Genomic DNA, 24,624 nt, shown 5'->3' with positions numbered 1-24,624 from the left:
ATCGTTTAAGGCAACCGTTTAAATTGGAAAATAAATAACAAACTATGAAATTTAACAAACTACTTATTTTCCCTTTAGCCGTAGCAGCCATGCTGGTTTCCTGCTCAAAGGAAGGGTCGGCACCAGCGTCTGATCAGGCTTTAACACCGTTTTCGGTTGAAAGCCCTACCGGCGGAACCATGCGTATCAGCGCCATTACGCAAACCTTCTCCGAAACTTTTGAATCGGGAAGTAAAACCGCTTATGCTGCGGCCGATGTAACTTTTAGCAGCGGCAGTTGGAATTTAAGCAACGCCCTGGTAGGTACCAGTACCTCGGATGCTAAAAACGGAAGTAAATCCGTTCGTATCCAAACCACAGGGGTACTGAGTATGAATTTTGATGTAACAACTGGTGCATCAACGGTTACTGTAAAACATGCCGCTTTTGGCAGCGATGGTTCTTCAACCTGGGGCTTATGGATGTCTGCAAATGGGGGGAGCTCTTATACGCAGGTTGGCTCAACCATCACCACTTCATCTACTACATTGGCTACGGCTACTTTCACGGTTAATACCAGCGGTACGCTCCGTTTCCAGATTCGTAAGGCTACCGGATCATCAACGAGGATCAACATTGATGATTTTACCATTAACAGTTATGATTCGGGAAGCGGCGGAACCGGCGGCGGCGCGGGTTCTACCGGCGATAACAGCAATATGTTGCTGGGTAATCCAAGCAACGCTACCACCAGTATTGTAACCGACTATAATAATTACCTGTACGACCATACCTACTATACCCAGAGCTACAACCGGGATAAAGGCGAACCTAACTGGACATGCTGGTATGTGGGCAGCACAAGCTTAGGCTCAACAGCACGGCAGGATGATTTTAGGGCCGATACCAATTTGCCTTCCGGATGGTACCAGGTTGGGGCTTCGAGTTACTCGGGCTCTGGCTTCGACAGGGGGCATAACTGCCCTTCGGCCGACCGTACATCTACCGTGGCGGCCAACCAGGCTACTTTTTTAATGGATAACATGGTGCCGCAAGCACCCAATAACAATCAGCAAACATGGGGCAACTTAGAAGACTATGGCAGATCATTAGTAAATGCCGGAAACGAGATTTACGTTATCATGGGTTCGTACGGAACAGGCGGAACAGGATCAAGCGGGAGTGCCAATACTGTTGACGGCGGCCACGTTAATGTGCCGGCGCATATCTGGAAAGTGATTGTTGTATTGCCTAACGGCGATAACGATTTAAGCCGTATTACCACTTCAACACGCGTAATTGCAGTTGATACTCCGAATATCAATACCGTGAGCAGCGATTGGACCCAGTACATCACCACCATACAAAGCATTGAAAATGCCACCGGCTACACCTTATTATCTGCCCTGCCCACATCGGTACGCACGGCTTTAGAAACCAAGGTAGACGCGGGGGTGGTCAATTAAGAGGCAAGATGTAAGAGGCAGGAAGCAAGAAGCCAAAGCGACTAATTGCTTCTATCCTGGTTCTTTCGGGCAAATTACTATGAAACAAACGCTGGGTGTAATAGCCCGGCGTTTTGCTTTTTATAGCTCAATGCTGATTTTTCAACAAATCATTAACGTTCTTTCCATTTTTTAAGTTTACGGATGTATTCCGTTAGTTCGGTAGCTATCATGCTATGGTCGCCCATATCGGGGTGATCATTGCATCCCGAGGTATAGGTTTTGGTGATGCTGTATGGATGCACTTTGGTGTCTCCGTTGGCTTCCATATAATCGCTGATGCCAACTACATAACGTTTCATGGCTGCGTTTAACCTGACATCGCCGGTGGGTATGTTGAGGCAAATGATTTCCGAGCGGGGGTAATACCTTCGCAAATCGTTTATAAAATTAACGTATGCGCCGCAAAAGGCCGTCGAGTCGAGGGCTGTAGCGCCATCGCTCTCGCCAAGGCAAATGCTAACCACATCGGGCTGGTAGGCGCTGAAGTTCCATTGCAGGCTATCTGTACGCATGCTGATCTTGTCGAAAGCCTCGGGCATGATGGGAATATTGCAGCAGCTGTTGGTAAGGCCGATACCAGATATAGCTGTGATTTGCCATTCGGCACCCAGGTTACGCGCGGTTACCGCCCCGTAGCTCATATAGGCGTTATGGTGTGCATACCACTCACCAAAATTGCATGGGTATAATGATCGGTCCAAATCGGCGCCACAGGTAATCGTTGTACCTATAAATTCTATTTTACGCTTGGGCCTTGCTGGCATGGGTAACAATTTTTCGCATTTGATGCCCACAAATTCAAGGTAGCCAATGCCGGCTTCGGTATCTTTACAAATGGTAATAATGTGCGGCTTATCGCTCAGGTTACCACCAATTTTAAAGTTGTCGGTTAAATCGGTTGTTTGCACGCGATAAGGCTTTTCATCGTCAACCGCGATGTTGATATAGTTGTGCGAATTGCCGTACAGCATTTCATCATTCACGGTAATTTCGCACCCTTTGCCCTTGAAACGCATTTTAATGTATACACCCGACGACCAGAAACGTGGTTTTAATTGGTCGGAGTAATCTATCCGCCCGGTGTATTGGATATACTTGTTGTTGGCTGGGTAAAATTTTAAGGCAGGCGCTGATGGCACTTTAGCCGAGGCTAAAAAACAACCCGTACAGATCAAAACAAGCAAAATAAAAAGGTGTTTCTTCATAACAAAGTAATGAACATGCCGCAATTTATAAAACTTTGGCTTGTTATGGTAAAATTAGACATTGGGGGCAAATTATTTGATGTTTTTTTTAATTACTTGCCATAAGCGCCCCAAAAGCCTATAACGCGGTAATTTGGCTCATAAATTGCAGGGGCATTATTTAAGCAATACAAACTATGAGTATAACATCAACTAAATCCGTACAGTTTAAATTTCCGCTGGTAACGCTTGCTGTTTTATTTTTTTTTAACATCATAAACCCGCACATGGCTTACAGCCAGATTGATTATTTTTATAAAAAGAATAACAGTGGCTTCAGGTTAGGCATAGGAGGTGGTATCACCACCTTAAAAACGCATTATTATGGTAAGCCAGTCAAAGGGGCTTTTGTTGGATCGTTGGATTATGACGTTAATCCCTATTTCTCTTTCGGCGGTGAGGCTCAATCTGGAATTTTAGAGGGTGTTGATAACAGCCACCGATTTTACTACAAAACCAGTACGGATAATTACCTGGCTGCCAACCTGAACGTGAGAGTGGCGCTGGGCCAATTTTATCACTACTTTTCGCGGAATAAACTTAACGACGCGATTAAGAGACTGTACATTGGTACGGGGATTGGTGCAATACATACCAGGATTAAATTTACTTATAACGACGATCTGGCCTATACTGTATATGGGAGTCCGATCACCAGTTCCAACTCCATTTATTTCCCCTTGAACGTGGGCACCAATATTGACTTGCCAGGCATTTTAGGTCGCGATAAGTTAGCAATTAACCCCAACTATCAACTCAACTATGTAAACTCGCTATACACCGATGGTTTCAGAACATCCCCGCAAAGCCACCTCAGGGGATTTTACAGCCTGGTATCGGTGCGGCTTAAATATAAATTTTGAGTTTGGTTAATGGTTATTGAGTTAATGGTTATTGAGTTATTGGTTATTGGGTTATTAAGTTGCTGGAATTGCTTTGAGCTATTGGTTATTAAATTACTGGTTAATGGAGTTTAGGTTATTGTTATACTGATAACTAATTGATGATCAGGCAAAAAAATCACTTCCTACCTGTCTCCAAACCCAATAACTTACTAACTTAATAACCCAATAACTAACAAACCAACCTACTGTTGCTGCTGTTGTTGCTGCTGAATCATCTCCAGGTATTCGCGGTAGCTGTTTCTGGCAACAGGTTTTGCTGCTTTGGTTACGGGCGGTTCTTCGTGCAGTACACTTTCATAGTCAAAGTGTTCCTCGGCATCATCGGGGCTCCCTACAGATACCGTAACTTCCAGTTTGTGATCACCTGCGCCTTTGTACACGCCTTTTACCGGCGAACAGTCCGTAAAATTACGACCAACAGCCAGGCGCACATGATTTTCGTTCGCTATGATATTGTTGGTAGGATCGAGGCCCAACCAGCCATAATTGGGGATGTACGCTTCGGCCCAGGCATGCGTTGCACCTTCGCCACGCATACTGCTTTTTGATGTACAGATATAACCGCTCACATACCTTGCCGGTATATTGGCCACACGAAGCATCTCCATTAAAATATGGGCAAAATCCTGGCAAACGCCTGCCTTTAATTTCCAGATCTCATCCAGGGTAGTTTCAACGGTGGTAACCCCTTTAATATATTCAAAGTTTTCGTATACGTATTTGCAATACCGGGATGCTGTTTGGTAAGGTGTTTCGTTAACTTGTTTTTCGGCCTCTACTACGGATTTCATTTCGTTTAAGCCCGCAAAATATTCCTGCCTTAAAAAATCGATATAAGGCACCTGGTACCGCAGGCTCAATAAATCGTTCCACTGGTGTTCCGCAAACATATCGTCTACCGGGAAGGGTCTGTGTGTGGTGCTCACCTTAATTTTCGAAGATATTTCCAGTTGCAGGTGTGGCTCGATATAAGTAAAACTGCCAATTTCGTTACCGTAATAATCGGTATGGATATCAACTATCGGGTCGCCGCTTATTTTAAGGTCATGTTTAATTACCTCCTGAAATTGATCTTTAATCGGGAAAAGAATAATTTGATTGGCGCTATCTCGCACCACGCTTTCGTAGGTGTATTTGGTAACGTGGTGAATTTTAAATTCGGGCATAACAAATTTTTTGCAACATTAAATTAATAAACAGGAACGCAAGAATAGGTTTATGATTACGAATAAGCAAAATAATGTTCATTTAACATATTTCCGATTTTAAACAGTTCATTACGGATATTGGTGAGATATTCGTGCAGGCCCTCTTGCTGGATAGTTTTTACCGAGCTGTATTTGATGCTGCTTTGCAGTCGGCCTATCAGGAACGATAATTCGCGAAACTCATCGATGTTGCTTTCGCTTTTGAGGCGTTCAAAGTAACGTTGGATATGGTTAACCGAGTAAAGAACCGAGCGCGGAAAGTCATTATTAAAAACCACCTGCTCTAAAACGTTTTCGGCCTCAAAGCCTTTGCTCCGGTAGGTTTTAAGATAAATCTCGTAGCCGCCGAGCGATAGCAGCAAATGCTTCCAATAGGTAGTATCTGTAAGCAGGTCGGGATCGTCGTCAATAGAGCCAAACTTGGTGTCTAATATATCGACTGACTGGATGCCGCGCTCCAGATAATGTCCGATATTCATAAAGCTGCGGCCCTCCCCACGCTCCATGGTTATTTCCGTGGTGCCATAATAGAGCATCCCTTGCCTGATCAGGATATCGAGCGCCGTAATGGGGTCATCCTTTTGAAGCCAGAAGTTGAGCTTAGGATCACGTACGGCATGGTAGTATTCGTTTAAACACTGCCATAAATCCTTAGTGATATGCTCTTGCACACCGCGGGCGTTTTCCCTGGCCTGGGTAATGATATTCAATATCGAGTTGGGATTATCCCGGTCCAGCACCATGTATTTTAAAACCGAGCGGCTATCGTTCTCCAATACTTCAATTTCATCATCCTGTACACCGGCAAATATCCTGATCACCGGTTCCCAGGTAAACTTTTGAATTGTATCCTGCGACGATGCGTAATTAATTTTCAGCATCCGCAATATACCGTCACTGCGCTCAATGTAACGGCTCATCCAATATAAACTTGATGCTACCCTGCTTAACATGTATGTATAATGTTGTTCAATAGTACAATTAATTAAAGTAAAACCCAGGTATCTTTACTACCGCCACCCTGCGAGCTGTTTACCACTAACGATCCCTCGCGCAAGGCCACCCTGGTTAATCCGCCCGGAACAATCTCTATTCCGTCAGGCCCGCACAGGGCATATGGCCGCAAGTCGATCCGTCGTGGCGTGAGTGAACCCTGCATATAGCACGGCGCTGCCGAAAGGCTGATGGTTGGCTGCGCTATAAAATCGCGCGGGTTTTTAAGAATCTCGTTTTTATAATCCTCGGTTTCGGCTTCAGTTGCTGCGTGGCCCATCAACATACCATAGCCACCACTGCCGTTGGTACGTTTTACCACCATTTTATTGATGTTTGAAAAAACGTATTCCTTCTCGTCGGGGTTGCCTAACTGGTAAGTGGGTACATTTTTTAACAGGGGTTCTTCGTTGAGGTAATAACGTATCATGTCTGGCACATATGAGTAGATGGCCTTATCATCTGCAACACCATTGCCTACTGCATTTACAATGGCCACGTTACCCTTCCGGTAAGCGCCCATAATGCCGGCCACACCTAATATGCTTGCCGGGTTAAATTCCAGCGGATCCAGATACTCGTCATCAACACGGCGGTAAATTACATCAACCTGCTGCAAGCCTGTAGTTGTTTTCATGTATACCTTGTGGTTATCAACAACCAGGTCGCGGCCTTCCACCAGCTCAACACCCATTAAACGGGCAAGCGTAGTATGCTCAAAATAGGCCGAATTATAAATACCCGGACTAAGCAAAACAATAACCGGGTGAGGTATTTGCCGCGGCGATAACGACAAAAGATTTTTATACAGGATGTTTGGATACTCGGTTACGCTGCGCACTTTGCATTGCGGGAGCAAGTCTGGGAACAGCCTCTTGGTAATTTCGCGGTTCTCCAGCATATAACTCACACCCGATGGGGTACGCAGGTTATCTTCAAGTACATAAAATGTTCCCTCGTGGTCGCGTATTAAATCAATGCCGGCTATGTGTACGTAAATATCGTAGGGTACTTTTACATTATACATTTCCCGCAAAAAGTGCGGGCACGAGTAAATAATATCGATGGGTACAATGCCATCCTTAATAATAAACTGGTTGCTGTATACATCCTTTAAAAACAGATTCAATACATGAAGGCGCTGTTTAATACCTTTCTCTACAAAGGCCCACTCATCCCCGGTGATGATGCGGGGAATAATATCGAACGGGAAAATTTTTTCTATCCCTTCGCCGCTGCTGTAAACGGTAAAGGTGATACCCTGGCTCATAAATAAGCGCTTGGCCAAATCCTCTTTCTTGTTTAGTTCATCAATTGATTCGCGGGTTAAATACTGAATAACCTTTTGGTAGTGGTCGCGGATTTTTGAATCGGAGCCAAACATTTCATCCCATGTACCAGGTGTTGGATGATAATTATTAAAATAAGCTGAATCTTGCATTGTTTAACCCTCCTTTCCGGTAATGATCTTTATCTACGGTTTAAAAATTGTAATTTATAAAGTAATTTTTAATAAAAAAAGAACCTATAATCAATAATGGTTATAAAATTTGAAAATTTATGCATTTAAAATGCATAAATTTTAAATAAAGGTCATAATTAAATACGGCTTCAATAATTTTAATTGAAATTATAAAATTTTCAATTCAATTACACAAAAAAAGGGGGCGTGAAATTAACACGCCCCCTTTTTTTAGATGGATAAATTTACTGATTATATTGTCCCGGTGGATTATTTGGAGCCCCTGGTTTACCCTGATCTTCTGGTACGCCTACTATTTTGTAGCTTGTTGATGTACCATCAGAAATTTCCTCGTAATAAACATCGTCAGGCGATACGAAGTATTTTTTACCTCCTATGTTTACGGTATGGCAGTCAGGCGGTAACTGAGCAACAATATCGCCAACCTGCGGCGGGGCTGGAGCTTGTGCCTGCCCGGTGTTTAATACACCATCCTTACCAACAATCTGGTAGCCTTTGGTTCCATCCTGATGAGCTACTTCTTTATAATAAACTCCGTTTAAAACATAGTACTGCTCATTGTTAATCATGATGGATTTGGCTTTAGCCGGAAGTTTTGGAACTTCGGCGCCCAGAGGTGGTGCTACAACCTGGTAATTGTCGTCATATTGCCTGTAATAAATTCCATCGTAACAGTAATACAGATCGGAGCCGAAATAAAACGGTAAATAGCCATAGGGTAAATAACCGATACTTAAGCCAATAGACGGATAGCCGTATCTGTAATAGCCACCCCAAAACGGGCGATAGCCAAAACCGATGCCTCCACGGAAACCAAAGCCAGGGCCACCGCGAAATCCGCCTCCACCCCTCATGCCGCCGCCACGTGGCCCTGGGCCCGCAGCGCTCGCGGCGTCAATAACCAGTAATGACATCGCCCCGATACAGAGCGCGGTCATGTTTTTTATAAAATGTTTCATGGTCTTAATCCTTTAATGCTGTTAACATTTATTTAACTAAAATATTGTTGCTGTATATGGCCTAAACGCACTTTTTTAATCTCGGTTTAATGTTGACACCTCTTTGCCGGAATTTCAACCGAAATGTTACAAAATTTCGGCCTTTTGGCCCTGTAGAATAAGGTTTTGCGCTGTTTGAGTAAGTGCAATATTATACTCGTTAGTTAAAGCGGCTTTGGAAAAATGTTGTTTTAAGCACAACAGGAAATTTTGTATAGCCGGGCTTTGCTTGCAGGTTGCCGCATACCAGGTGCGCCGGGCTATCGCTCTTGAAATGGGTATGGCTACTATATCCTTATGATCCAGGTATGGCTTCACAATCCAGTCGGCCATTACACCTATACCCAGCTCCGCGTTTACCATTTCAATGGTGGCATCGGTATAATGTATGCGGTGCAGGTTTTTTAATTTAACCTGTTGTATTTGTATCAAATGTTCTATCAAGGGGGTATCCTGGTACGAAGCATCGTACGACGGCATAATGAGTTCGGTATTTTCAAAATCTGATATCTCAAAAAAAGCCTTTTCGGCAAGCGGGTTGTTTTTAGATACCACCACCATTAACTGATCATCAAATACGGGTTCATAAAAAATATGCATGTTGGCCATTTGCGTGCGTACAATAGCCACGTCAAGATCTCCGCGAAGCAGGTACTCCAAAGGGCGCTTAGAAGCCTCGGAAACAATGTGGATATTGATATTTGGCGACGAGGTTTTATAGTTTTTAATAATGCCGGGTAGCCAGTGGTAAGCGGTATAACATTGGGTGCTGATGTTTAATTTGCCGGTTTTACCATTCTTTGAATTGCTGATATCCTCTTCTAATGACTTGATTTCGGTTAGTATTTTCTCTGCACTTTGTAAAAATCTTGTGCCAATATCGGTCAATTGCATCCTTTTACCCATCCGCTCAAATATTCTGGCGTCCGTTTCGCTCTCCAGCTCTTTAAGCTGATGGCTCAACGCAGATTGCGTTAAATGCAGCGCCAGGGCCGATTTGGTGAGTGTTCCTTCCTTCGAAATAGTTTCTATCAGCTTAAAATGATGGAGTGCAATATTCATTATGAATTTTATTAATAGTTTTTACAAATTTAATTCATTTCTTTCATACTTACACCAACTATACATTTGCGTCGTCAATCCGAAAATAATTTATTCTGCATGTTAAAAAAACGTAATATATGTTTAGCTGTCGTATTAATGCTTTGTGGATTAACGGCAAGCAGCCAACAAAAAGTACTCACCTTAAAAGATGCTATCCAAACCGGGTTAAATAACTACGGTACTATCAAGGCAAAGGCCAACTACGTTAGTGCGTCGGTATCAAATGTTAAAGAGAATCGCCGTGAGCAACTGCCCGATCTTAACATCTCCGCCCAGCAGGATTACGGAACCATTAACAGTCAGTTTGGTCCATCCTATGGTTACCGCGGTTTGAGTGTTTCCTCATCAGGGCCTACGTTGCCCAACCAAAATTGGAACGCCGCTTTTGGTTCATTATACCTGGCCAATATCAACTGGGATTTTTTCTCGTTCGGTAAAGCGCGTGGTAAAGTTAAAGTAGCGCAGGCTTCGTTGAATCGTGATCAGGCCGACCTTACACAGGAGCAGTTTCAGCACGAGATACGGGTATCTACCGCTTACCTCAATTTGTTAGCGGCCCAGCAGCTAAGCCGGGCGCAGCAAAAAAATCTGGATCGGGCCGGCGAAATACTAAAGGTGGTTGTATTGAGGGCCAAAAACGGCCTGAATGCGGGCGTAGATTCATCCTTGGCTAATGCTGAAGTATCGAGCGCCAAAATTGCCCTCACAAATGCCCGCGATTTTGAACAGACGCAGGCCAGCCAGCTGGCACAGCTGTTGGGCATCACGGCCCAGAATTTTAACCTGGACAGTTTATTTGTCACTACGATACCTAAGGCGATTGATCCGCAATCGCGCTTCAAACCGGAAGATCATCCTGTACTGAAGTTTTATCAAAACCGGATAAACTACAGCGACGCCCTTGCTAAGTACTATAAAACATTCAGCTATCCTACTTTCTCCGTCTTTGGAATTATGCAGGGGCGTGGTAGCGGCTTTGGATCGGGCTACGGGGTAAACAACCTTAACGATTATAGCTCAAACTATGGCGCCGGCGTAAACCCTACAAGAGGCAACTATTTATTTGGCATCGGGATGATATGGAACTTAACCAGCCCTTTGCGGGTACACCAGCAAGTGGAAGCCCAGCAGTACAACTCCTTAGGTTTAAAAAACGAGTACGATGTAGTTGATCAGAATTTGAGAAACCAGGCGCTGCTGGCAGAAACCAGGATAGAAAACGCGCTTAGAAATTACCGCGAGGCACCGGTAGGTTACAAAGCCGCATCGGATGCGTTTTTACAGAAAAGCGTACTCTATAAAAATGGATTAACCACCATTGTAGATGTTACGCAAGCTTTGTATGCCCTTAACCGTGCAGAAACAGATCGTTATATAGCCTACAATAATGTTTGGCAGGCCTTGCTTTATAAAGCGGCCTCAAACGGCGATTTCGGGATATTTATTAACGAATTTTAGTGTTTGGCCCTGGGCCGCTAATCCTTACATTTTGAGTATTTAATAATATGGGTTTAATTAAAAGTGCATTAAGAAAGCCAATTACCATACTGGTTATTGTAGCGGGGGTATTCTTTTTTGGTATAAACGCCGTACGCAATATTAAGGTAGATATTTTCCCCGATCTCAATCTGCCGGTAATTTACATTTCGCACCCTTACGGCGGCTATACACCCAACCAGATGGAGGCTTACTTTGGTAAGCAGTACGTTAACTTGCTGTTATATGTGTCCGGCGTTAAAAGTATCGAAACCAAAAACATTCAGGGTTTAACTTTAATTAAACTCACCTTTTACGAGGGCACCAATATGGCGCAAGCCTCGGCCGAGGTAACGGCATTTTCTAACCGGGCGCAGGCCATATTCCCCAATGGCTCCAATCCGCCTTTTATTCTGCGCTTTGATGCATCAACCCTCCCGGTAGGGCAATTGGTACTGAGCAGCCCCAAACGAACGAACAACGAGTTGCTCGACCTGGCTAACGTTTACGTTCGCTCCGGCTTTACATCCATCCCCGGCTTAATAGCACCTGCGCCATTTGGCGGTAATACCCGGGCGGTGGTTATTAAGGTTGACCCTCAATTAATGCGGTCGCATAACCTTACCCCAGATCAGATTGTTACCGCTATACGGGTTAATAATCAAACCTCGCCGGCGGGTAACGTTCGCGTTGGCAACCTTAACTATTTTACACCCACCAACACCACCATTAAAAATGTAAAGGATTTTGAAAACATTCCGCTGTTTAAAGGGGGCATTCAAACTTTGTTTTTAAAGGATGTAGCCACTGTTGAGGATGGTGCCGATATCACCAGCAGTTATGCCCTGGTTAACGGCAAGCGTTCGGTTTATCTGCCCATCACTAAGTCGGCTGATGCCTCAACCTGGGAAGTAGTTCAAAATCTAAAAAAAGCAATCCCCCGTTTCCAGGCTTTATTGCCCGATGATGTTAAACTCTCGTACGAGTTCGACCAATCAGTATACGTAATTAACTCGGTGAAGAGTTTAATTACCGAAGGTGCCATTGGCGCTATATTAACCGGTTTAATGGTATTGCTGTTTCTGGGCGACAGGCGCGCGGCTTTAATTGTGATCATCACCATACCTATCTGTATCATATCCGGGGTGATGTTTTTATACCTGTTCCATCAAACCATCAATATCATGACATTGAGCGGACTTTCGCTCGCCATCGGTATCTTGGTTGATGAATCCACGGTAACTATCGAAAACATCCACCAGCATATGGACATGGGTAAACCCAAGGCCCTGGCCATTTGGGATGCCTGCCGCGAGATCGCTTTCCCCAAATTGCTTATCCTGTTTTGTATCCTGGCGGTGTTTGCACCCGCCCTAACCATGAAGGGTATCCCCGGAGCTTTGTTTTTACCCTTGGCCCTGGCCATTGGATTCTCCATGATCACGTCGTACCTGCTTTCGCAAACCTTTGTGCCTATTATGGCCAACTGGTTAATGAAAGACCATAATGTAGATGCACAGCACCAGGAGAAGGATTATGTGCTTGATGAAGGACACGATAGTGCCGAACAAAAATTGGCCGCTTTAAATAGGGCAGAACATGAACCCGAAGAAAAAAAATCACGATTCGAGAGAGTTCGCGAACGCTATTTGGTGTTTGTAAGCCGTATTATTGTCTATAGCAAAAGTATTGTAACGGTTTATATCGTGGCAGCAACTGCCTTAGCCCTGTTATTGCTTTTAACTATCGGCCGCGATGTATTGCCTAAAGTAAATGGTGGCCAGTTCCAGGTAAGGCTACGTGCACCCGACGGTACGCGGCTTGAACGTACCGAAGTAGATATGGTTAAAACCCTGCACGTACTGGAAGAGCTGGTTGGCAAAAAAAACATTGCTGTTACATCGGCTTTTGTTGGGCAACACCCCGGTCAGTTTTCTACCAGCCCCATCTATTTGTTTATGGCTGGCCCACAGGAGGGGGTACTACAAGTTAATCTTGATGAAGATTATAAGGTTAACCTCGACGATTTGAAAGAGCGTTTCCGCCGCCAGATGAAAAAGGAATTGCCCGATGTTAAACTTTCTTTTGAGCCGATAGAGCTTACCGATAAAATATTGAGCCAGGGATCGCCAACACCTATAGAGGTGCAGATATCCGGCAAGAATAAAAAGTTACTGGCGGCGTATGCCGATACCGTAATTAACCGAATGGATAAAATTAAATACCTGCGCGATGTGCAGCTGGGTCAGGCCATCAAGTATCCGGCTATCAATATCAACATCGATCGTACCAGGGCAGCGCAATTGGGTGTTGGGGTTGATGATATTTCGCGCTCCCTAATAGCCTCCACATCCTCATCCCGCTACACAGAAAAAAACGTGTGGATGGACGAGAAGATAGGCTTAACTTATAACGTGCAGGTAGAAGTGCCCGAATATAACATGGCCAGCGTAAATGATATTGGCGAAATACCTGTATTAAGTAACTCAACAAGGCCGGTGCTAAGGGATGTTGCCGATATTAAGCGCGATACAACCTATGGCGAAAATGACGACTTAGGGGCTTTGCCCATTATGTCGGTAACGGCCAATTTAAACAACATGGATTTAGGTACCGCTAACACCGATGTGCAAAAAGCCATTAAATCTATTGGTAAACTACCCCGGGGGTTAAATATAGAAACCAAAGGTTTAACTACAACACTAACAGAAACACTGGATAGCCTGCAAAACGGTTTAATAGTGGCTATTATTGTGATATTTTTAATGCTGGCAGCAAACTTCCAGTCGTTTAAAGTATCGTTGGTGGTTTTATCAACTGTACCGGCGGTATTGTTAGGCTCGTTGCTGCTGCTGCGGTTAACCGGATCAACCTTAAACTTACAATCGTATATGGGGATGATCATGTCTGTCGGGGTATCTATTTCTAACTCCGTATTGCTCATTACCAATGCTGAGCAGTTGCGGATGCATAGCGGCAATGCTATTGAGGCTGCCAAAGAGGCCGTTGCCCTAAGAATGCGACCTATTGTGATGACCAGTTTGGCCATGATAGTAGGTATGATACCGATGGCATCCGGCTTAGGCGAAGGTGGCGATCAGGCATCACCCTTGGGCCGCGCGGTTATTGGCGGTTTATTTATGTCAACCATAGCCGCATTATTTGTTTTACCACTTGTTTTTGCCTGGGTACAGAGTAAAACAACCACACAATCAGTTTCTTTAGATCCAGAAGATAAAGAAAGTAAACACTACATTCCATCGCATCATGATCATAACTAATTTAAAAAGAGCATCCGTTTTTACAACAATAACACTGTTAGCCATTTCGGGCCTGAGTTCATGTGGGTCGAAAGATAAAGGCAAGGAGGCCGCTGACCAGCAAACAGACTCTATCCCGGCGCTTGCCGTTGTGCCTTTGCAGAAAGGTATATTATCTTCGGAATTAAAAATGCCTGGCGAGCTTACACCTTACCAACAGGTTGACCTGTATGCTAAAGTAAGCAGCTTTGTAAAAAAAGTTTATGTTGATGTGGGCTCCGAGGTAAAGCAGGGGCAATTGCTCATCAGCATGGAAGCACCCGAAATAAACTCGCAGCTGGCGGAGGCAAAATCTAAAATAGCTACCCAGCAAGCAATTTATATGGCCAGCAAAGCCAATTACGACCGCTTGTTTGAAACCAGCAAAACCCCCGGAACCATATCCGGTAACGATCTGGACCAGGCCGCTGCTCGTAAAAACTCCGACCAGTCGCAATTGGAGGCCGCCAAAGCCGCTTACCAGGCCGTTGCCGCAAACTTGTCTTATCTAAACATCCGTGCACCGTTTGATGCTGTGGTAAGTGCCCGTAACACCAACCCTGGGGCTTATGTAGGCCCAACTGGCAAAGGCTCGGATATGCCATTGCTGGTATTACAGCAACAAAAAAGGCTGCGTTTGGTGATCTCCGTACCCGAGGCCTATTCGGGTATTTTAAAGCAGAAAAACAAAGTAAGCTTTACGGTACGCTCTATGCCGGGGCAAAAGTTTCAGGCTACGGTTAACCGGATGGCGGGATCGTTAGATATTCGCCTGCGTTCTGAGCGATTGGAGATGGATGTGTATAACAATGATAAAACACTGTTGCCAGGTATGTATGCCGAAGTAAGCATGGATATGCCTGCTAAAGACAGTACGTTTATTGTTCCGCGGACAGCGTTGGTGATGTCGACCGAAAAAGTTTTTGTAATCAGGGTGGTTGATAATAAAGCCGAATGGGTGGATGTACAAAAAGGCCGCGAGGCCGATGGCAAAGTGGAAATTTATGGCGATTTAAAACCCGGCGACGAGATAATTACAGCTGCCAACGATGAAATACGTGATGGAGAGCCGGTGCGTAAGCGGAAAAAATAAACTAAATTGTTAAATAAGCCCTATCAGGTATAGGGTCAGGTTTTATTATTTTTATAGAGTACCAGTAAAGGTGAGTTAACCTATCCTCTATCATAATACGGCAGTGTTAGTTTTCTACAGAAACGTCAAATTCCGACGATTCGCGTATGAAAAGCTCCGTATCGAGCATCCTGGTTTCAAATTCGGTAACCGGGTATTTGCTTTCAATCAGTTGGATAAGCATTTCGGTGGCTATCTGTCCTATTTTAAAAGCCGGTTGGCGTACCGTAGTCAGCGCGGGACTAAACAGTTCCGCATAATCCGAATTGGTAAACCCGGCCATAGAAATGTCAGACGGTACCTTTAAGCCGTGTTTTTTAAGTGATATTAAACAGCCTGTACTCAGCCTGTCGCCTGCTACAAAAACAGAGTCGGGGCGATCTGGTAAAGTAATCAACCGTTTAACCGCCACTTCAACTTCCTCCTGTATCATCCCCCCGTGCATACAGTTTTGCAGATAGTCAGGGTTAAAAGGGATTTTGTACTTGGCCAGTGCCGCCTTATAGCCCTCAAGCCGCTCTATACTAATAGACAGTTGCGGCGAACTGGTTAGGTGGCCTATGCGGCGGAAGCCCGCCTTAATTAAATGCTCAGTGGCCGAAAATGCCCCTTCGTAATTATTGGCAATTACCTTGTGTGTGTCAATATCATTGGTTACCCTATCGAAAAACACCATAGGCAGCCCCTTTTCATGTAAATATTTCAGATGCGAAAGATCCTGCGTTTCTGATGAGAGCGAGATCAGCAACCCGTCTACAGAGCGGGATGCCAAATGTTGCACGTTTACCACCTCGCGCTCGCTTGATTCGTGTGTTTGAGTAATAATAACGTGATAGCCCCGGCTATAAGCAATGGATTCGATGCCATTAATAGCCTGCGAAAAGTAATTGTTGGCAACCTCGCACACCACCACGCCTATAGAATGGCTGCGGCGCTCCTTCAAACTCAAAGCTATCGGGTTAGGATGGTAGTTTATTTTTTCGGCGTATTCGAGCACCAGTTTTTTTGTTTCAGCGCTTATTTCGTACCCGCCCCTTAATGCCCGCGACACTGTAGAAGTTGAAAGCCCGAGTGCCTTTGCAATATCTTTTATGGTTATAGGCTCAAACATATTTTCTATTTAACTACTCAATATATGGACAAAAGGTTAAAAGCTCAAAATTCGTGCCTGGCAAATATAATATCAATTTTTTAAATAAACCCGGCAACGTTGCCGGGAACGATTGCACAAATAATTATGCATGCATTGCAGTTTTATTCAATTCAAGAACTATAATTTAGAGCTATCAATTTAAACAAACCCGATAATTAATAACCAATTAGGCTTAAGCTGTAACGGCTGAGTTGTTTTTATACCTTACAAAGACCAAATGAATGATGGATCTGAGCCCTGGAATCAAATTGTTTTGGATATAATTCAACCGATTGCAAAATTGTATTAACTGGTATTTTTATTAAAAAATAAATTGTAACCTAATATTCTAAAGCTCAACTTAACCACTTGTGCTGATGTTTGAATGCGTTTTGTTTATAAACTAAATTTTAAATTAATGAGAAAAGTTTTACTTCTTTTTGCGGCGTTATTTACATTGCTTTTAGTAAAAGCAAATGCCCAAACCCGGCAAATTACCGGTACCGTAATTGAAAACGGAACCAATGAACCCGTAATTGGTGCGTCCGTTTTAGTAAAAGGTACGTCGAACGGAACGCAAACCGATGTTGATGGTAAATTTAAACTATCGGTTTCCTCCAAAGGCGATATCACCTTAATAGTACGCTTTATAGGGTACAAAACTCAGGAAATTGCCCTGGCTGGCCGTTCTGCTATTAAAGTTACGCTTCAAACCGATGCTGTCGAACTAAACGAAGTTGTAGCTATCGGCTTTGCAACAGTTAAACGCAGGGATTTGGCAGGCGCCGTTTCATCGGTTACAGCAAAGCAGCTACGGGATATCCCGATTAACTCCGCAGGCGAGGCTTTGGCGGGCAGATTGGCCGGGGTCCAGGTAACCAAATCTGAGGGCTCTCCTGATGCTGATGTTCGTATCCGGATTCGTGGAGGAGGATCAATAACCCAGGATAATTCGCCGCTGTATATTATTAATGGCGTGCAGGTGGAAAATGGCCTGTCGTCGTTATCTCCACAAGACATTGAATCAATTGACGTTCTGAAAGACGCCGCATCAACCTCCATATATGGTGCACGTGGGGCCAACGGTGTTGTTATTATTACAACCAAGGGCGGCCACGAAATGCCTACAACAGTTAGTTATAACGGGTTTGTCGGCGTTAATACCTTAGCAAAGGAACTTAAAGTATTAAACCCGTATGATTTTGTGGTTTATCAGTACGAAAGAAACCGTTTCACCTCTGACAGTACAAGCTTTATCGCCGACTACGGCCCAACGTTCAGCGGCCTATCTGCCTATCAAAACGTACCTTTTGTTGACTGGCAAAAAAAGGCTTTAGGCCGCCACGGGTTTCAGCAAACACATAATATCAGTATAGCAGGTGGTACAAAAACCACTCAATTTAATGTGAGTTTTACTAATAATGAGCAGGCAGGTACTGTGGTTAATTCAGATTATTCCCGTAACTTGTTAAGTTTCAGGTTTGATCACACTGCAACCGATCATTTTAAGTTCGGCTTCAACGTGCGCTACAACAACCAGGTGGTAAACGGAGCCGGTACATCAAATGCCGGGAGCTCCACCTACAATAATTTAAGAAACAGCGTAAAATATCGCCCGTTTGATGTTCCAGGTATTCCCGATGATGTGATTGATCCCAATTATCTGGCCGAAACCAACGCTGCGGGTAATAATGTGGGTGTCTTAAATCCAATTGTAAACTCGGCAGCCCAATACCGGAAAAATACCACTACGGTAACAAATTTAAATGGATATGCCAATTATACCTTTAATAAATACTTGTCATTCAAGTCCACCCTTGGTGTAGATTTTAATGATCAGAAACAAAATGCATTTGATGATGTAATCACATTCAATGCACGTATTAATGGTGCCGGTTTGCCTATTGTAACCCTCACAAATTTAAACTTAAATACCTTAGATCTGTCGAACGTTTTGTCTTTTTCAAATGCGGCCAACAATCCTAAACACCACGATATCACTGTTGTATTAGGTAACGAGTTTTATAACCAGCATGCCGAGGGCTTAAGTTATACTTATAAAACTTACCCCAATGGCATATCTGCCACAGATGCTATCAATCAGCCTAATTTGGGTATTTTATCTCCGGGTAACCCAGTACCCACCAATTATACCAATCACTTACTGTCATTTTTTACCAGGTTAAATTATACATTAGATAAAAAATACCTGGCTCAATTCACCATCAGGGCCGATGGTTCATCAAAATTTAGCGATGGCAACCGCTGGGGATATTTCCCATCAGGCTCGCTGGCATGGAAAGTAAGCGACGAAGACTTTATGAAGGATTTTAAAGCCTTGTCGAACATTAAGTTAAGACTAAGCTATGGAACATCGGGTAATAACCGGATCAACGACTATCTTTACCAGACCGCATTTGCCGCTAATGCCATCTATCCCTTAAACGAAAATACATCTAACATAGGCTTTAGTTCGGCAACCCTGGCAAACTTAGACCTGAAGTGGGAAACCACCGTATCCAAAAACATAGGCGTGGATTTTGGGATACTGAATGACCGGATCCAGGTATCTGTTGATGCTTACAGAAACGTAACTAAAGACCTGTTACTGAGTGCTAATATCCCAACAAGCTCCGGTTACCAAACCCAGTATCAAAACGTGGGTAAAACATCCAATCAAGGGATTGAAACCCAGATTAATGCGACAGTGATCAGGAAAAAGAATTTTAACTGGACCGCCAACTTTAACATATCTTACAATACCAATAAAATTTTAGCGCTTGCATCCGGACAGGATTTTTATCTGCAATCATCCGGTTATGGAGTTTCGGGTACGCCTGCCGATTTTATCGTAAAGGTAGGGCAGCCGGTTGGTACTGCTTATGGTTATGTTGCCGATGGTTTTTACACCACCAACGATTTTACCTACGATGCCGCCACCAGAAAATATACCCTGAAATCGGGCGCGGGTTATGTTGACCCTTCTAAAATCATCGGAACACCAGTGCCCGGAATGGTTAAGTTTAAAGTTACATCGGCTAACCCTACCTACAATGCAAATGGTAACCCGGTGTTATCTGACGCGGACAGGACCGTGTTGGGCAATACCAATCCTAAATTTACAGGTGGCCTCAATCAACAGTTTACCTACAAAAACTTTGACATGAGTGTTTTCCTCAATTTTCAGGCAGGTGGAAAAGTATTTAACGCTAATAAAATTGAGTTTACCAACGGATACACATCAAATACCAATTTACTTGCCAGCGCAGCAGGCCGGTGGAAAACCATTGATGCTAACGGCAACCAGGTTGAAAATATAGCGAACGCCACCGGTGTTCCTCTTGATCAACTTGCAGCAATTAACGCCAACGCCACAACTTCTATTCCGGTTACAGGCAGCGCGGCCTTTTATTTAACATCCGATTATCTGGAAGACGCCTCATTTATACGTATAAACAACGTAACCATTGGATATACCTTTGCAAACCAATTTTTGAAAAAAATAAAAGTAAGCAAGCTTAGAGTTTACGCCACCGGAAATAACCTCGGCATTATAACAGGGTACTCCGGCTATGATCCTGATGTAAATACCAGGCGTTCAACCGGTGTTACACCTGGGGTTGATTATGCGGCTTACCCTCGCAGCAGGTCGTACATTTTTGGTGTAAATCTAAGTTTATAACATCCATCAATTTGATTCAAATGAAAAAGAAATTAATATATAGCATGCTCATGATAGCTGTTACGTCAACAGTATCCATGATAAGTTCATGTAAAAAATACCTGACTGAGACGCCTGCTGCCGCTTTCTCAACTGCCGCCGCGTTCAGTAACGTGGCTATGGCTACCGATGTGGTAATGGGAGTTTATGCAAGATTGTCTGGCGATTCTGGTTACGGTATCAGGTTGAGCATGTATTTTCCCTACGATAATGATGAAATGCTTGGAGCATCAAGCAATACTTCGCCCGATGGCGACAGGAGGGATATTGCCCGCTACGGTGCCACCCAAACCAACGGCCAGATAGAAGGACCACTCGAAAACTTATATACTGGCATTGAAAGAGCCAACATTTGTATTAAATACATCCCATTAATGAGCCAATATACCAATGGCAGCTCAAGCGACCAGGCCACGTTGAAAAGATTGTATGGCGAAGTATTAACACTAAGGGCGCAGTTTTATTTTGAAATCATCAGAAACTGGGGTGATATGCCCGCCCAGTTTATCCCATCTGCCGATATGCCTACATTGGTCATTCCTAAAACCAATCGCGATGTAATTTATGATCATATCCTGGATGACTTGCTTACCGCCGAGCCATTGGTACCCTGGAGGACGGATGCCGGGGTTACCAGAGACGAGCGTATTACCAAAGGAGCGGTAAAGGGGTTGAGGGCGAGGATAGCTTTATTTAGAGGAGGCTATTCTTTAAGAAACGATTCAAAAATAATGGAACGCCGGTCAGACTATTTGAAATATTACCAGATAGCCCTGAGCGAGTGTGCCGATGTGATTGCAAGTAATGCTCATGGCTTAAATTCGAGCTACCAGGCCTTGTTTAAAAATTATGTGGATGCACATACGCTTGACCCTACCGGCGAAATTTTATTTGAAGTTGCCATGGCTGGCGGAAGCGGTACTGCAGACAGTAAACTGGGTTATTATGATGGCCCGCGTTTGGTAAACGGATCAAGCAGCTACGGTAATTCAAGTATATATATTTTACCAACCTATTTTTACGCGTTTGATCAGAATGATACCCGCCGCGATGTAACCGTAGCGCCTTATTATGTAAATATTGATGGCACAAAAGTTTTGCAAAAGTTGGTATCGTTAACTACCGGCAAATTTAGACGCGACTGGATAACTAATCCTGGATTTGTTGGGCTGGCCTACACTGGTTCACAGTATTTTGGTATCAACTGGCCTATACTACGTTATTCGGATATCCTGCTGATGTATGCCGAGGCGGATAACGAAATTAACCAGAAACCAAGTGCAACCAGCATTCAATATTTTAACCAGGTACGTGCGCGTGGTTTTGGCGGTAACACGGCTTTAATAGGAACCACACCAACCACTTATGATGCGTTTTTTACCGCGATAATGAACGAAAGGTCGTTCGAGTTTGGTGGCGAAGGAATACGTAAATATGATTTGATCCGCTGGAATAAACTTTACACCAATATTTTAGCTACAAGGGCAAATTTAACTTTGATGATGAACAAACAGGCGCCTTATAATAACCTGCCACAATCCATGTACTATCTTACCGGCCAGCAGTCTATTGTGTACAGCAACTCTTTATATGCCCCTACGCCATCAGCAACACCTACCGGTTATACCAAAATAGGTTGGGTAAGTTCGCTTACCAATACAGGTACCATACCCTATATTGATTATGTTGCTAAGTTTTTTACGCCTAATAACGGTGAGCTATTACCCATCCCGCAGGCAACAATGCAAGCTAATCCCTTACTTTCGGGCCAGCAAAATCCCGGATATCAATGATAATATTACATAAAAGGCCGCTTTTTTGAAGCGGCCTTTTTTTAATTTTAGATCGGCAAAATAAAACCTGTCTTAAGTTAACTGTCCCATGAGATCACCCCTGTTTAAAATCATCCCCGCCTTGCTGTTATTATCGTTGGTATCTTTCACTGCCAGTCAGCAAAATAATATCAAAGTTTACCTCATCGGCGATTCTACCATGGCTAATAAGCAGGTAAAAGCCTATCCTGAAACAGGCTGGGGAATGCCCTTCGTTTATTTCTGGGATAGTACGGTTACGGTTGATAACCGTGCTCAAAATGGGCGCAGCACCAAAACCTTTATTAACGCTAAGCTGTGGGAACCCGTTGAACGCGATTTGCAGGAAGGCGATTATGTATTGATCCAGTTTGGCCATAACGATGAGGTGCCCACCAAAGGCAGTTATATTAATGAGGAAGGTTTTAAAACGAACCTGGTTAAGTTTGTAACCGAATCCAGAAATAAAAAAGCTATCCCGGTGCTGATTACGCCGGTTGCCCGCCGTAAATTTAACGCCGCCGGTAACATTGAAGAAACTCATGCCGTATATGCTGAAATTGTACGCCAGGTTGCCGCCGAACAGCATGTGCCTTTGATTGACCTGGATAAGGAAAGCCAGGAAGTATTGCAGAAATTAGGCCCGGATGCGTCAACCTTATATTATAACCACCTGGCTCCCGGCGAAAACCCCAATTACCCGGATGGCAAAATAGATGATACCCATTTTAGTGAATTAGGTGCCCGCAAAATGGCCGAAATTGTTTTGGCAGATATTAAAAGTTTAAAGCTTGAACTGGCCGCCAGAATATGGAAACCCGAAGTTAAACCTGTAACCAAGTAATATGCAACATCTATTAAAAAAAAAGCTTAACAGGTTATCCGTTTTAAGTTTGTTGTTGCTGATGTCGTTCAGCTTGCCCGAGCCCCCCAAAATCAAGGTATACCTTATCGGCGATTCAACGATGTGTTTGTATAAAGGCAAACAACTCCCGCTAACGGGCTGGGGAATGCCTTTTGCCGATTATTTTGATAGCGGCGTTAGTATTGATAACTGCGCCAGGGGTGGCCGCAGCACTAAAACCTTTGTGGCCGAGAACCGCTGGAGGCCTATAGCCGACAGCCTGAAAGAAGGCGATTATGTGATGATCCAGTTCGGCCATAACGATGAGGCTAAAACACCTCAGCACCCGGAACGATATACACCGGTACCCGATTATAAAAATTACCTGGTTGGCTTTATTAACGATGCGCGTAAAAAAAAGGCAAACCCAATACTGATTACCCCGGTAAGCCGCCGCAGTTTTGATAAAGATGGCAAGGCGCTTGAAACCCATGTTGAATACTCAAAGGCGGTATTAGAAGTAGGTGAGCAATACCACGTAGCGGTAATTGACCTGGACAGAAAGAGCCGTGAGCTGTTTCAGCAATTGGGGCTGGTTAAAACGCAGATGCTGTTTATGGACCTGGATACGGCCGAGCACCCTAATTACCCGTTGGGACGAAAAGATAATACTCATTTTAACGAAACAGGCGCCCGTATGCTGGCTCAAATTATCCTGAATGACCTAAAGGAAAAAAAGATAGCCCTGGCCGATCATATTGTAAAAGGCAACAATAAGCCAACCGTTAACCCCCAGGCAAAATGAAAAGGTTTATGCTGATAAGCGTTGCGCTGGCATGCTTTGCAGGGGCAAATGCGCAAAGGCGTTTAACCGTTGCCCAGGATGGCAGCGGCAACTATCAAACCGTGCAGGCAGCTCTTGATGCCATCCCGCTCAATAATAAAAAGCCTTTGGTGGTGTATATAAAAAACGGCTTATATAAAGAAAAACTGCATCTCGATTCGGGCAAAAATTTTGTCACCTTAACCGGCGAATCAAAGTTTAATACCATCCTTACTTATGATGATCATCCCGGCAAGGTATCCGCCAGGGGCGATAGTATTAACACCCGGACGTCATACAGTTTTTTGGTGGCGGCCGATAACTTTAGCGCCAGTAACATTACTTTTAGAAACGATGCCGGTTTTACCGCCGGGCAGGCCGTAGCCGTTGAAGCACGGGGCGACAGGGCCGCATTTACCAATTGCCGTTTTATTGGGAACCAGGATATTTTATTTATGAACGGCGAAAACAGCCGCCAGTATTATAAGGATTGCTATATAGAAGGTACCACCGATTTTATTTTTGGTGCAGCAACAGCCTGGTTTGAGCAGTGCCACATCCACAGCAAAAAAAACTCGCATATTACGGCCGCTTCAACCCCACAAAACCATGCCTACGGTTATGTGTTTAACGATTGTACCCTAACCGGGGACAGTACGCTGCATGCGGTATCCTTAGGCAGGCCGTGGCGACCTTACGCCTGGGTAACTTATATACATTGTTACATGGGCCAGCAGATAAAGCCCGAAGGCTGGTCGAACTGGAACAAAACCGAAAGCTTTAAAACCGCCCGGTACTTTGAATATCAAAACTATGGTCCCGGCGCTTCGGCATCGGGCAGGGTATCGTGGTCGCACCAGTTAACACCTGCCGAAGCTGGTAAGCTCACCCTAAAAGCGGTGTTAGGCGGAAAAGATAACTGGAACCCTGGGTTAACCAATTAACATACATCACTCATCATAAA

17 protein-coding genes are annotated in these 24,624 nt (G+C 44.1%); 10 read left to right on the top strand and 7 right to left on the bottom strand.

Annotated features, from left to right (window positions below):
• Positions 1-44 precede the first annotated feature (44 nt).
• Entirely contained in the window at positions 45-1,445 is a 1,401-nt protein-coding gene (locus tag MUCPA_RS13025; protein ID WP_008506923.1) for a DNA/RNA non-specific endonuclease, read from the top strand.
• A 152-nt stretch (positions 1,446-1,597) separates the two neighbouring features.
• Here MUCPA_RS13025 and MUCPA_RS13020 read toward each other — a convergent pair whose 3' ends face one another.
• Entirely contained in the window at positions 1,598-2,692 is a 1,095-nt protein-coding gene (locus MUCPA_RS13020; protein ID WP_008506922.1) for an SGNH/GDSL hydrolase family protein, read from the bottom strand.
• 176 nt (positions 2,693-2,868) lie between these two features.
• Between MUCPA_RS13020 and MUCPA_RS13015 the strand changes: the two genes are divergently transcribed.
• Entirely contained in the window at positions 2,869-3,594 is a 726-nt protein-coding gene (locus MUCPA_RS13015; protein ID WP_008506920.1) for a hypothetical protein, read from the top strand.
• A gap of 224 nt (positions 3,595-3,818) precedes the next feature.
• Here the strand turns inward: MUCPA_RS13015 and MUCPA_RS13010 are convergent, their stop codons facing one another.
• The 5 genes from MUCPA_RS13010 to MUCPA_RS12990 form a co-directional block, all read right to left on the bottom strand.
• On the bottom strand, positions 3,819-4,802 hold the full coding sequence (locus MUCPA_RS13010) for a transglutaminase family protein (protein ID WP_008506916.1): 984 nt from the start codon (positions 4,800-4,802) through the stop codon (positions 3,819-3,821).
• A 56-nt stretch (positions 4,803-4,858) separates the two neighbouring features.
• Positions 4,859-5,797: an alpha-E domain-containing protein gene (locus tag MUCPA_RS13005; RefSeq protein ID WP_008506914.1), complete on the bottom strand. Its 939-nt coding sequence runs from the start codon at positions 5,795-5,797 to the stop codon at positions 4,859-4,861.
• A 32-nt stretch (positions 5,798-5,829) separates the two neighbouring features.
• Complete coding sequence (locus MUCPA_RS13000; RefSeq protein ID WP_008506913.1) at positions 5,830-7,278, bottom strand: circularly permuted type 2 ATP-grasp protein; 1,449 nt, start codon at positions 7,276-7,278, stop codon at positions 5,830-5,832.
• 266 nt (positions 7,279-7,544) lie between these two features.
• On the bottom strand, positions 7,545-8,279 hold the full coding sequence (locus tag MUCPA_RS12995) for a DUF6515 family protein (protein WP_008506912.1): 735 nt from the start codon (positions 8,277-8,279) through the stop codon (positions 7,545-7,547).
• Between the two features lie 126 nt (positions 8,280-8,405).
• Entirely contained in the window at positions 8,406-9,380 is a 975-nt protein-coding gene (locus MUCPA_RS12990; RefSeq protein WP_008506911.1) for a LysR family transcriptional regulator, read from the bottom strand.
• A gap of 138 nt (positions 9,381-9,518) precedes the next feature.
• On the opposite strand from MUCPA_RS12990, the gene MUCPA_RS12985 reads away from it, so the two are divergent.
• From MUCPA_RS12985 to MUCPA_RS12975, 3 genes are read left to right on the top strand one after another with little or no spacing between them, the layout of a single operon-like run.
• A complete protein-coding gene (locus MUCPA_RS12985; protein WP_233276868.1) occupies positions 9,519-10,880 on the top strand; it encodes a TolC family protein in 1,362 nt (453 codons plus the stop codon).
• A 47-nt stretch (positions 10,881-10,927) separates the two neighbouring features.
• On the top strand, positions 10,928-14,179 hold the full coding sequence (locus MUCPA_RS12980; protein WP_008506909.1) for an efflux RND transporter permease subunit: 3,252 nt from the start codon (positions 10,928-10,930) through the stop codon (positions 14,177-14,179).
• Positions 14,166-15,290: an efflux RND transporter periplasmic adaptor subunit gene (locus MUCPA_RS12975; RefSeq protein WP_008506908.1), complete on the top strand. Its 1,125-nt coding sequence runs from the start codon at positions 14,166-14,168 to the stop codon at positions 15,288-15,290. Before MUCPA_RS12980 ends, MUCPA_RS12975 begins: the two co-directional genes overlap by 14 nt.
• Before the next feature lie 106 nt (positions 15,291-15,396).
• On the opposite strand, the gene MUCPA_RS12970 is transcribed toward MUCPA_RS12975, so the two are convergent.
• Positions 15,397-16,440: a LacI family DNA-binding transcriptional regulator gene (locus MUCPA_RS12970; RefSeq protein ID WP_008506906.1), complete on the bottom strand. Its 1,044-nt coding sequence runs from the start codon at positions 16,438-16,440 to the stop codon at positions 15,397-15,399.
• Between the two features lie 439 nt (positions 16,441-16,879).
• On the opposite strand from MUCPA_RS12970, the gene MUCPA_RS12965 reads away from it, so the two are divergent.
• From MUCPA_RS12965 to MUCPA_RS12945, 5 genes are all read left to right on the top strand, one after another.
• Complete coding sequence (locus MUCPA_RS12965) at positions 16,880-20,143, top strand: SusC/RagA family TonB-linked outer membrane protein (RefSeq protein WP_008506904.1); 3,264 nt, start codon at positions 16,880-16,882, stop codon at positions 20,141-20,143.
• Positions 20,144-20,163: 20 nt separating this feature from the next.
• A complete protein-coding gene (locus MUCPA_RS12960) occupies positions 20,164-21,975 on the top strand; it encodes a RagB/SusD family nutrient uptake outer membrane protein (RefSeq protein ID WP_040625909.1) in 1,812 nt (603 codons plus the stop codon).
• A gap of 88 nt (positions 21,976-22,063) precedes the next feature.
• Positions 22,064-22,837, top strand: a complete 774-nt coding sequence (locus MUCPA_RS12955) for a rhamnogalacturonan acetylesterase (RefSeq protein ID WP_008506900.1) — start codon at positions 22,064-22,066, stop codon at positions 22,835-22,837.
• Between the two features lies 1 nt (position 22,838).
• Entirely contained in the window at positions 22,839-23,642 is an 804-nt protein-coding gene (locus MUCPA_RS12950; RefSeq protein ID WP_008506898.1) for a rhamnogalacturonan acetylesterase, read from the top strand.
• Complete coding sequence (locus tag MUCPA_RS12945) at positions 23,639-24,604, top strand: pectinesterase family protein (RefSeq protein ID WP_008506896.1); 966 nt, start codon at positions 23,639-23,641, stop codon at positions 24,602-24,604. The genes MUCPA_RS12950 and MUCPA_RS12945 overlap by 4 nt, the downstream gene beginning before the upstream one ends.
• Positions 24,605-24,624: the final 20 nt, after the last annotated feature.

It is taken from the genome of Mucilaginibacter paludis DSM 18603 (assembly GCF_000166195.2).
Classification (GTDB): Bacteria; Bacteroidota; Bacteroidia; order Sphingobacteriales; family Sphingobacteriaceae; genus Mucilaginibacter; species Mucilaginibacter paludis.
This window is presented reverse-complemented; position numbering and strand designations above follow the sequence as displayed.

Bases quoted from the DNA above. Each gene is read 5' to 3' on its own strand.
- MUCPA_RS13025 (WP_008506923.1), top strand. From the start codon at position 45: ATGAAATTTAACAAACTACTTATTTTCCCTTTAGCCGTAGCAGCCATG.
- MUCPA_RS12945 (WP_008506896.1), top strand. From the start codon at position 23,639: ATGAAAAGGTTTATGCTGATAAGCGTTGCGCTGGCATGCTTTGCAGGG.
- MUCPA_RS12980 (WP_008506909.1), top strand. From the start codon at position 10,928: ATGGGTTTAATTAAAAGTGCATTAAGAAAGCCAATTACCATACTGGTT.
- MUCPA_RS12970 (WP_008506906.1), bottom strand. From the start codon at position 16,440: ATGTTTGAGCCTATAACCATAAAAGATATTGCAAAGGCACTCGGGCTT.
- MUCPA_RS13020 (WP_008506922.1), bottom strand. From the start codon at position 2,692: ATGAAGAAACACCTTTTTATTTTGCTTGTTTTGATCTGTACGGGTTGT.
- MUCPA_RS12960 (WP_040625909.1), top strand. From the start codon at position 20,164: ATGAAAAAGAAATTAATATATAGCATGCTCATGATAGCTGTTACGTCA.
- MUCPA_RS13000 (WP_008506913.1), bottom strand. From the start codon at position 7,278: ATGCAAGATTCAGCTTATTTTAATAATTATCATCCAACACCTGGTACA.
- MUCPA_RS13010 (WP_008506916.1), bottom strand. From the start codon at position 4,802: ATGCCCGAATTTAAAATTCACCACGTTACCAAATACACCTACGAAAGC.
- MUCPA_RS12955 (WP_008506900.1), top strand. From the start codon at position 22,064: ATGAGATCACCCCTGTTTAAAATCATCCCCGCCTTGCTGTTATTATCG.
- MUCPA_RS12975 (WP_008506908.1), top strand. From the start codon at position 14,166: ATGATCATAACTAATTTAAAAAGAGCATCCGTTTTTACAACAATAACA.
- MUCPA_RS12965 (WP_008506904.1), top strand. From the start codon at position 16,880: ATGAGAAAAGTTTTACTTCTTTTTGCGGCGTTATTTACATTGCTTTTA.
- MUCPA_RS12985 (WP_233276868.1), top strand. From the start codon at position 9,519: ATGCTTTGTGGATTAACGGCAAGCAGCCAACAAAAAGTACTCACCTTA.
- MUCPA_RS13005 (WP_008506914.1), bottom strand. From the start codon at position 5,797: ATGTTAAGCAGGGTAGCATCAAGTTTATATTGGATGAGCCGTTACATT.
- MUCPA_RS12995 (WP_008506912.1), bottom strand. From the start codon at position 8,279: ATGAAACATTTTATAAAAAACATGACCGCGCTCTGTATCGGGGCGATG.
- MUCPA_RS12990 (WP_008506911.1), bottom strand. From the start codon at position 9,380: ATGAATATTGCACTCCATCATTTTAAGCTGATAGAAACTATTTCGAAG.
- MUCPA_RS12950 (WP_008506898.1), top strand. From the start codon at position 22,839: ATGCAACATCTATTAAAAAAAAAGCTTAACAGGTTATCCGTTTTAAGT.
- MUCPA_RS13015 (WP_008506920.1), top strand. From the start codon at position 2,869: ATGAGTATAACATCAACTAAATCCGTACAGTTTAAATTTCCGCTGGTA.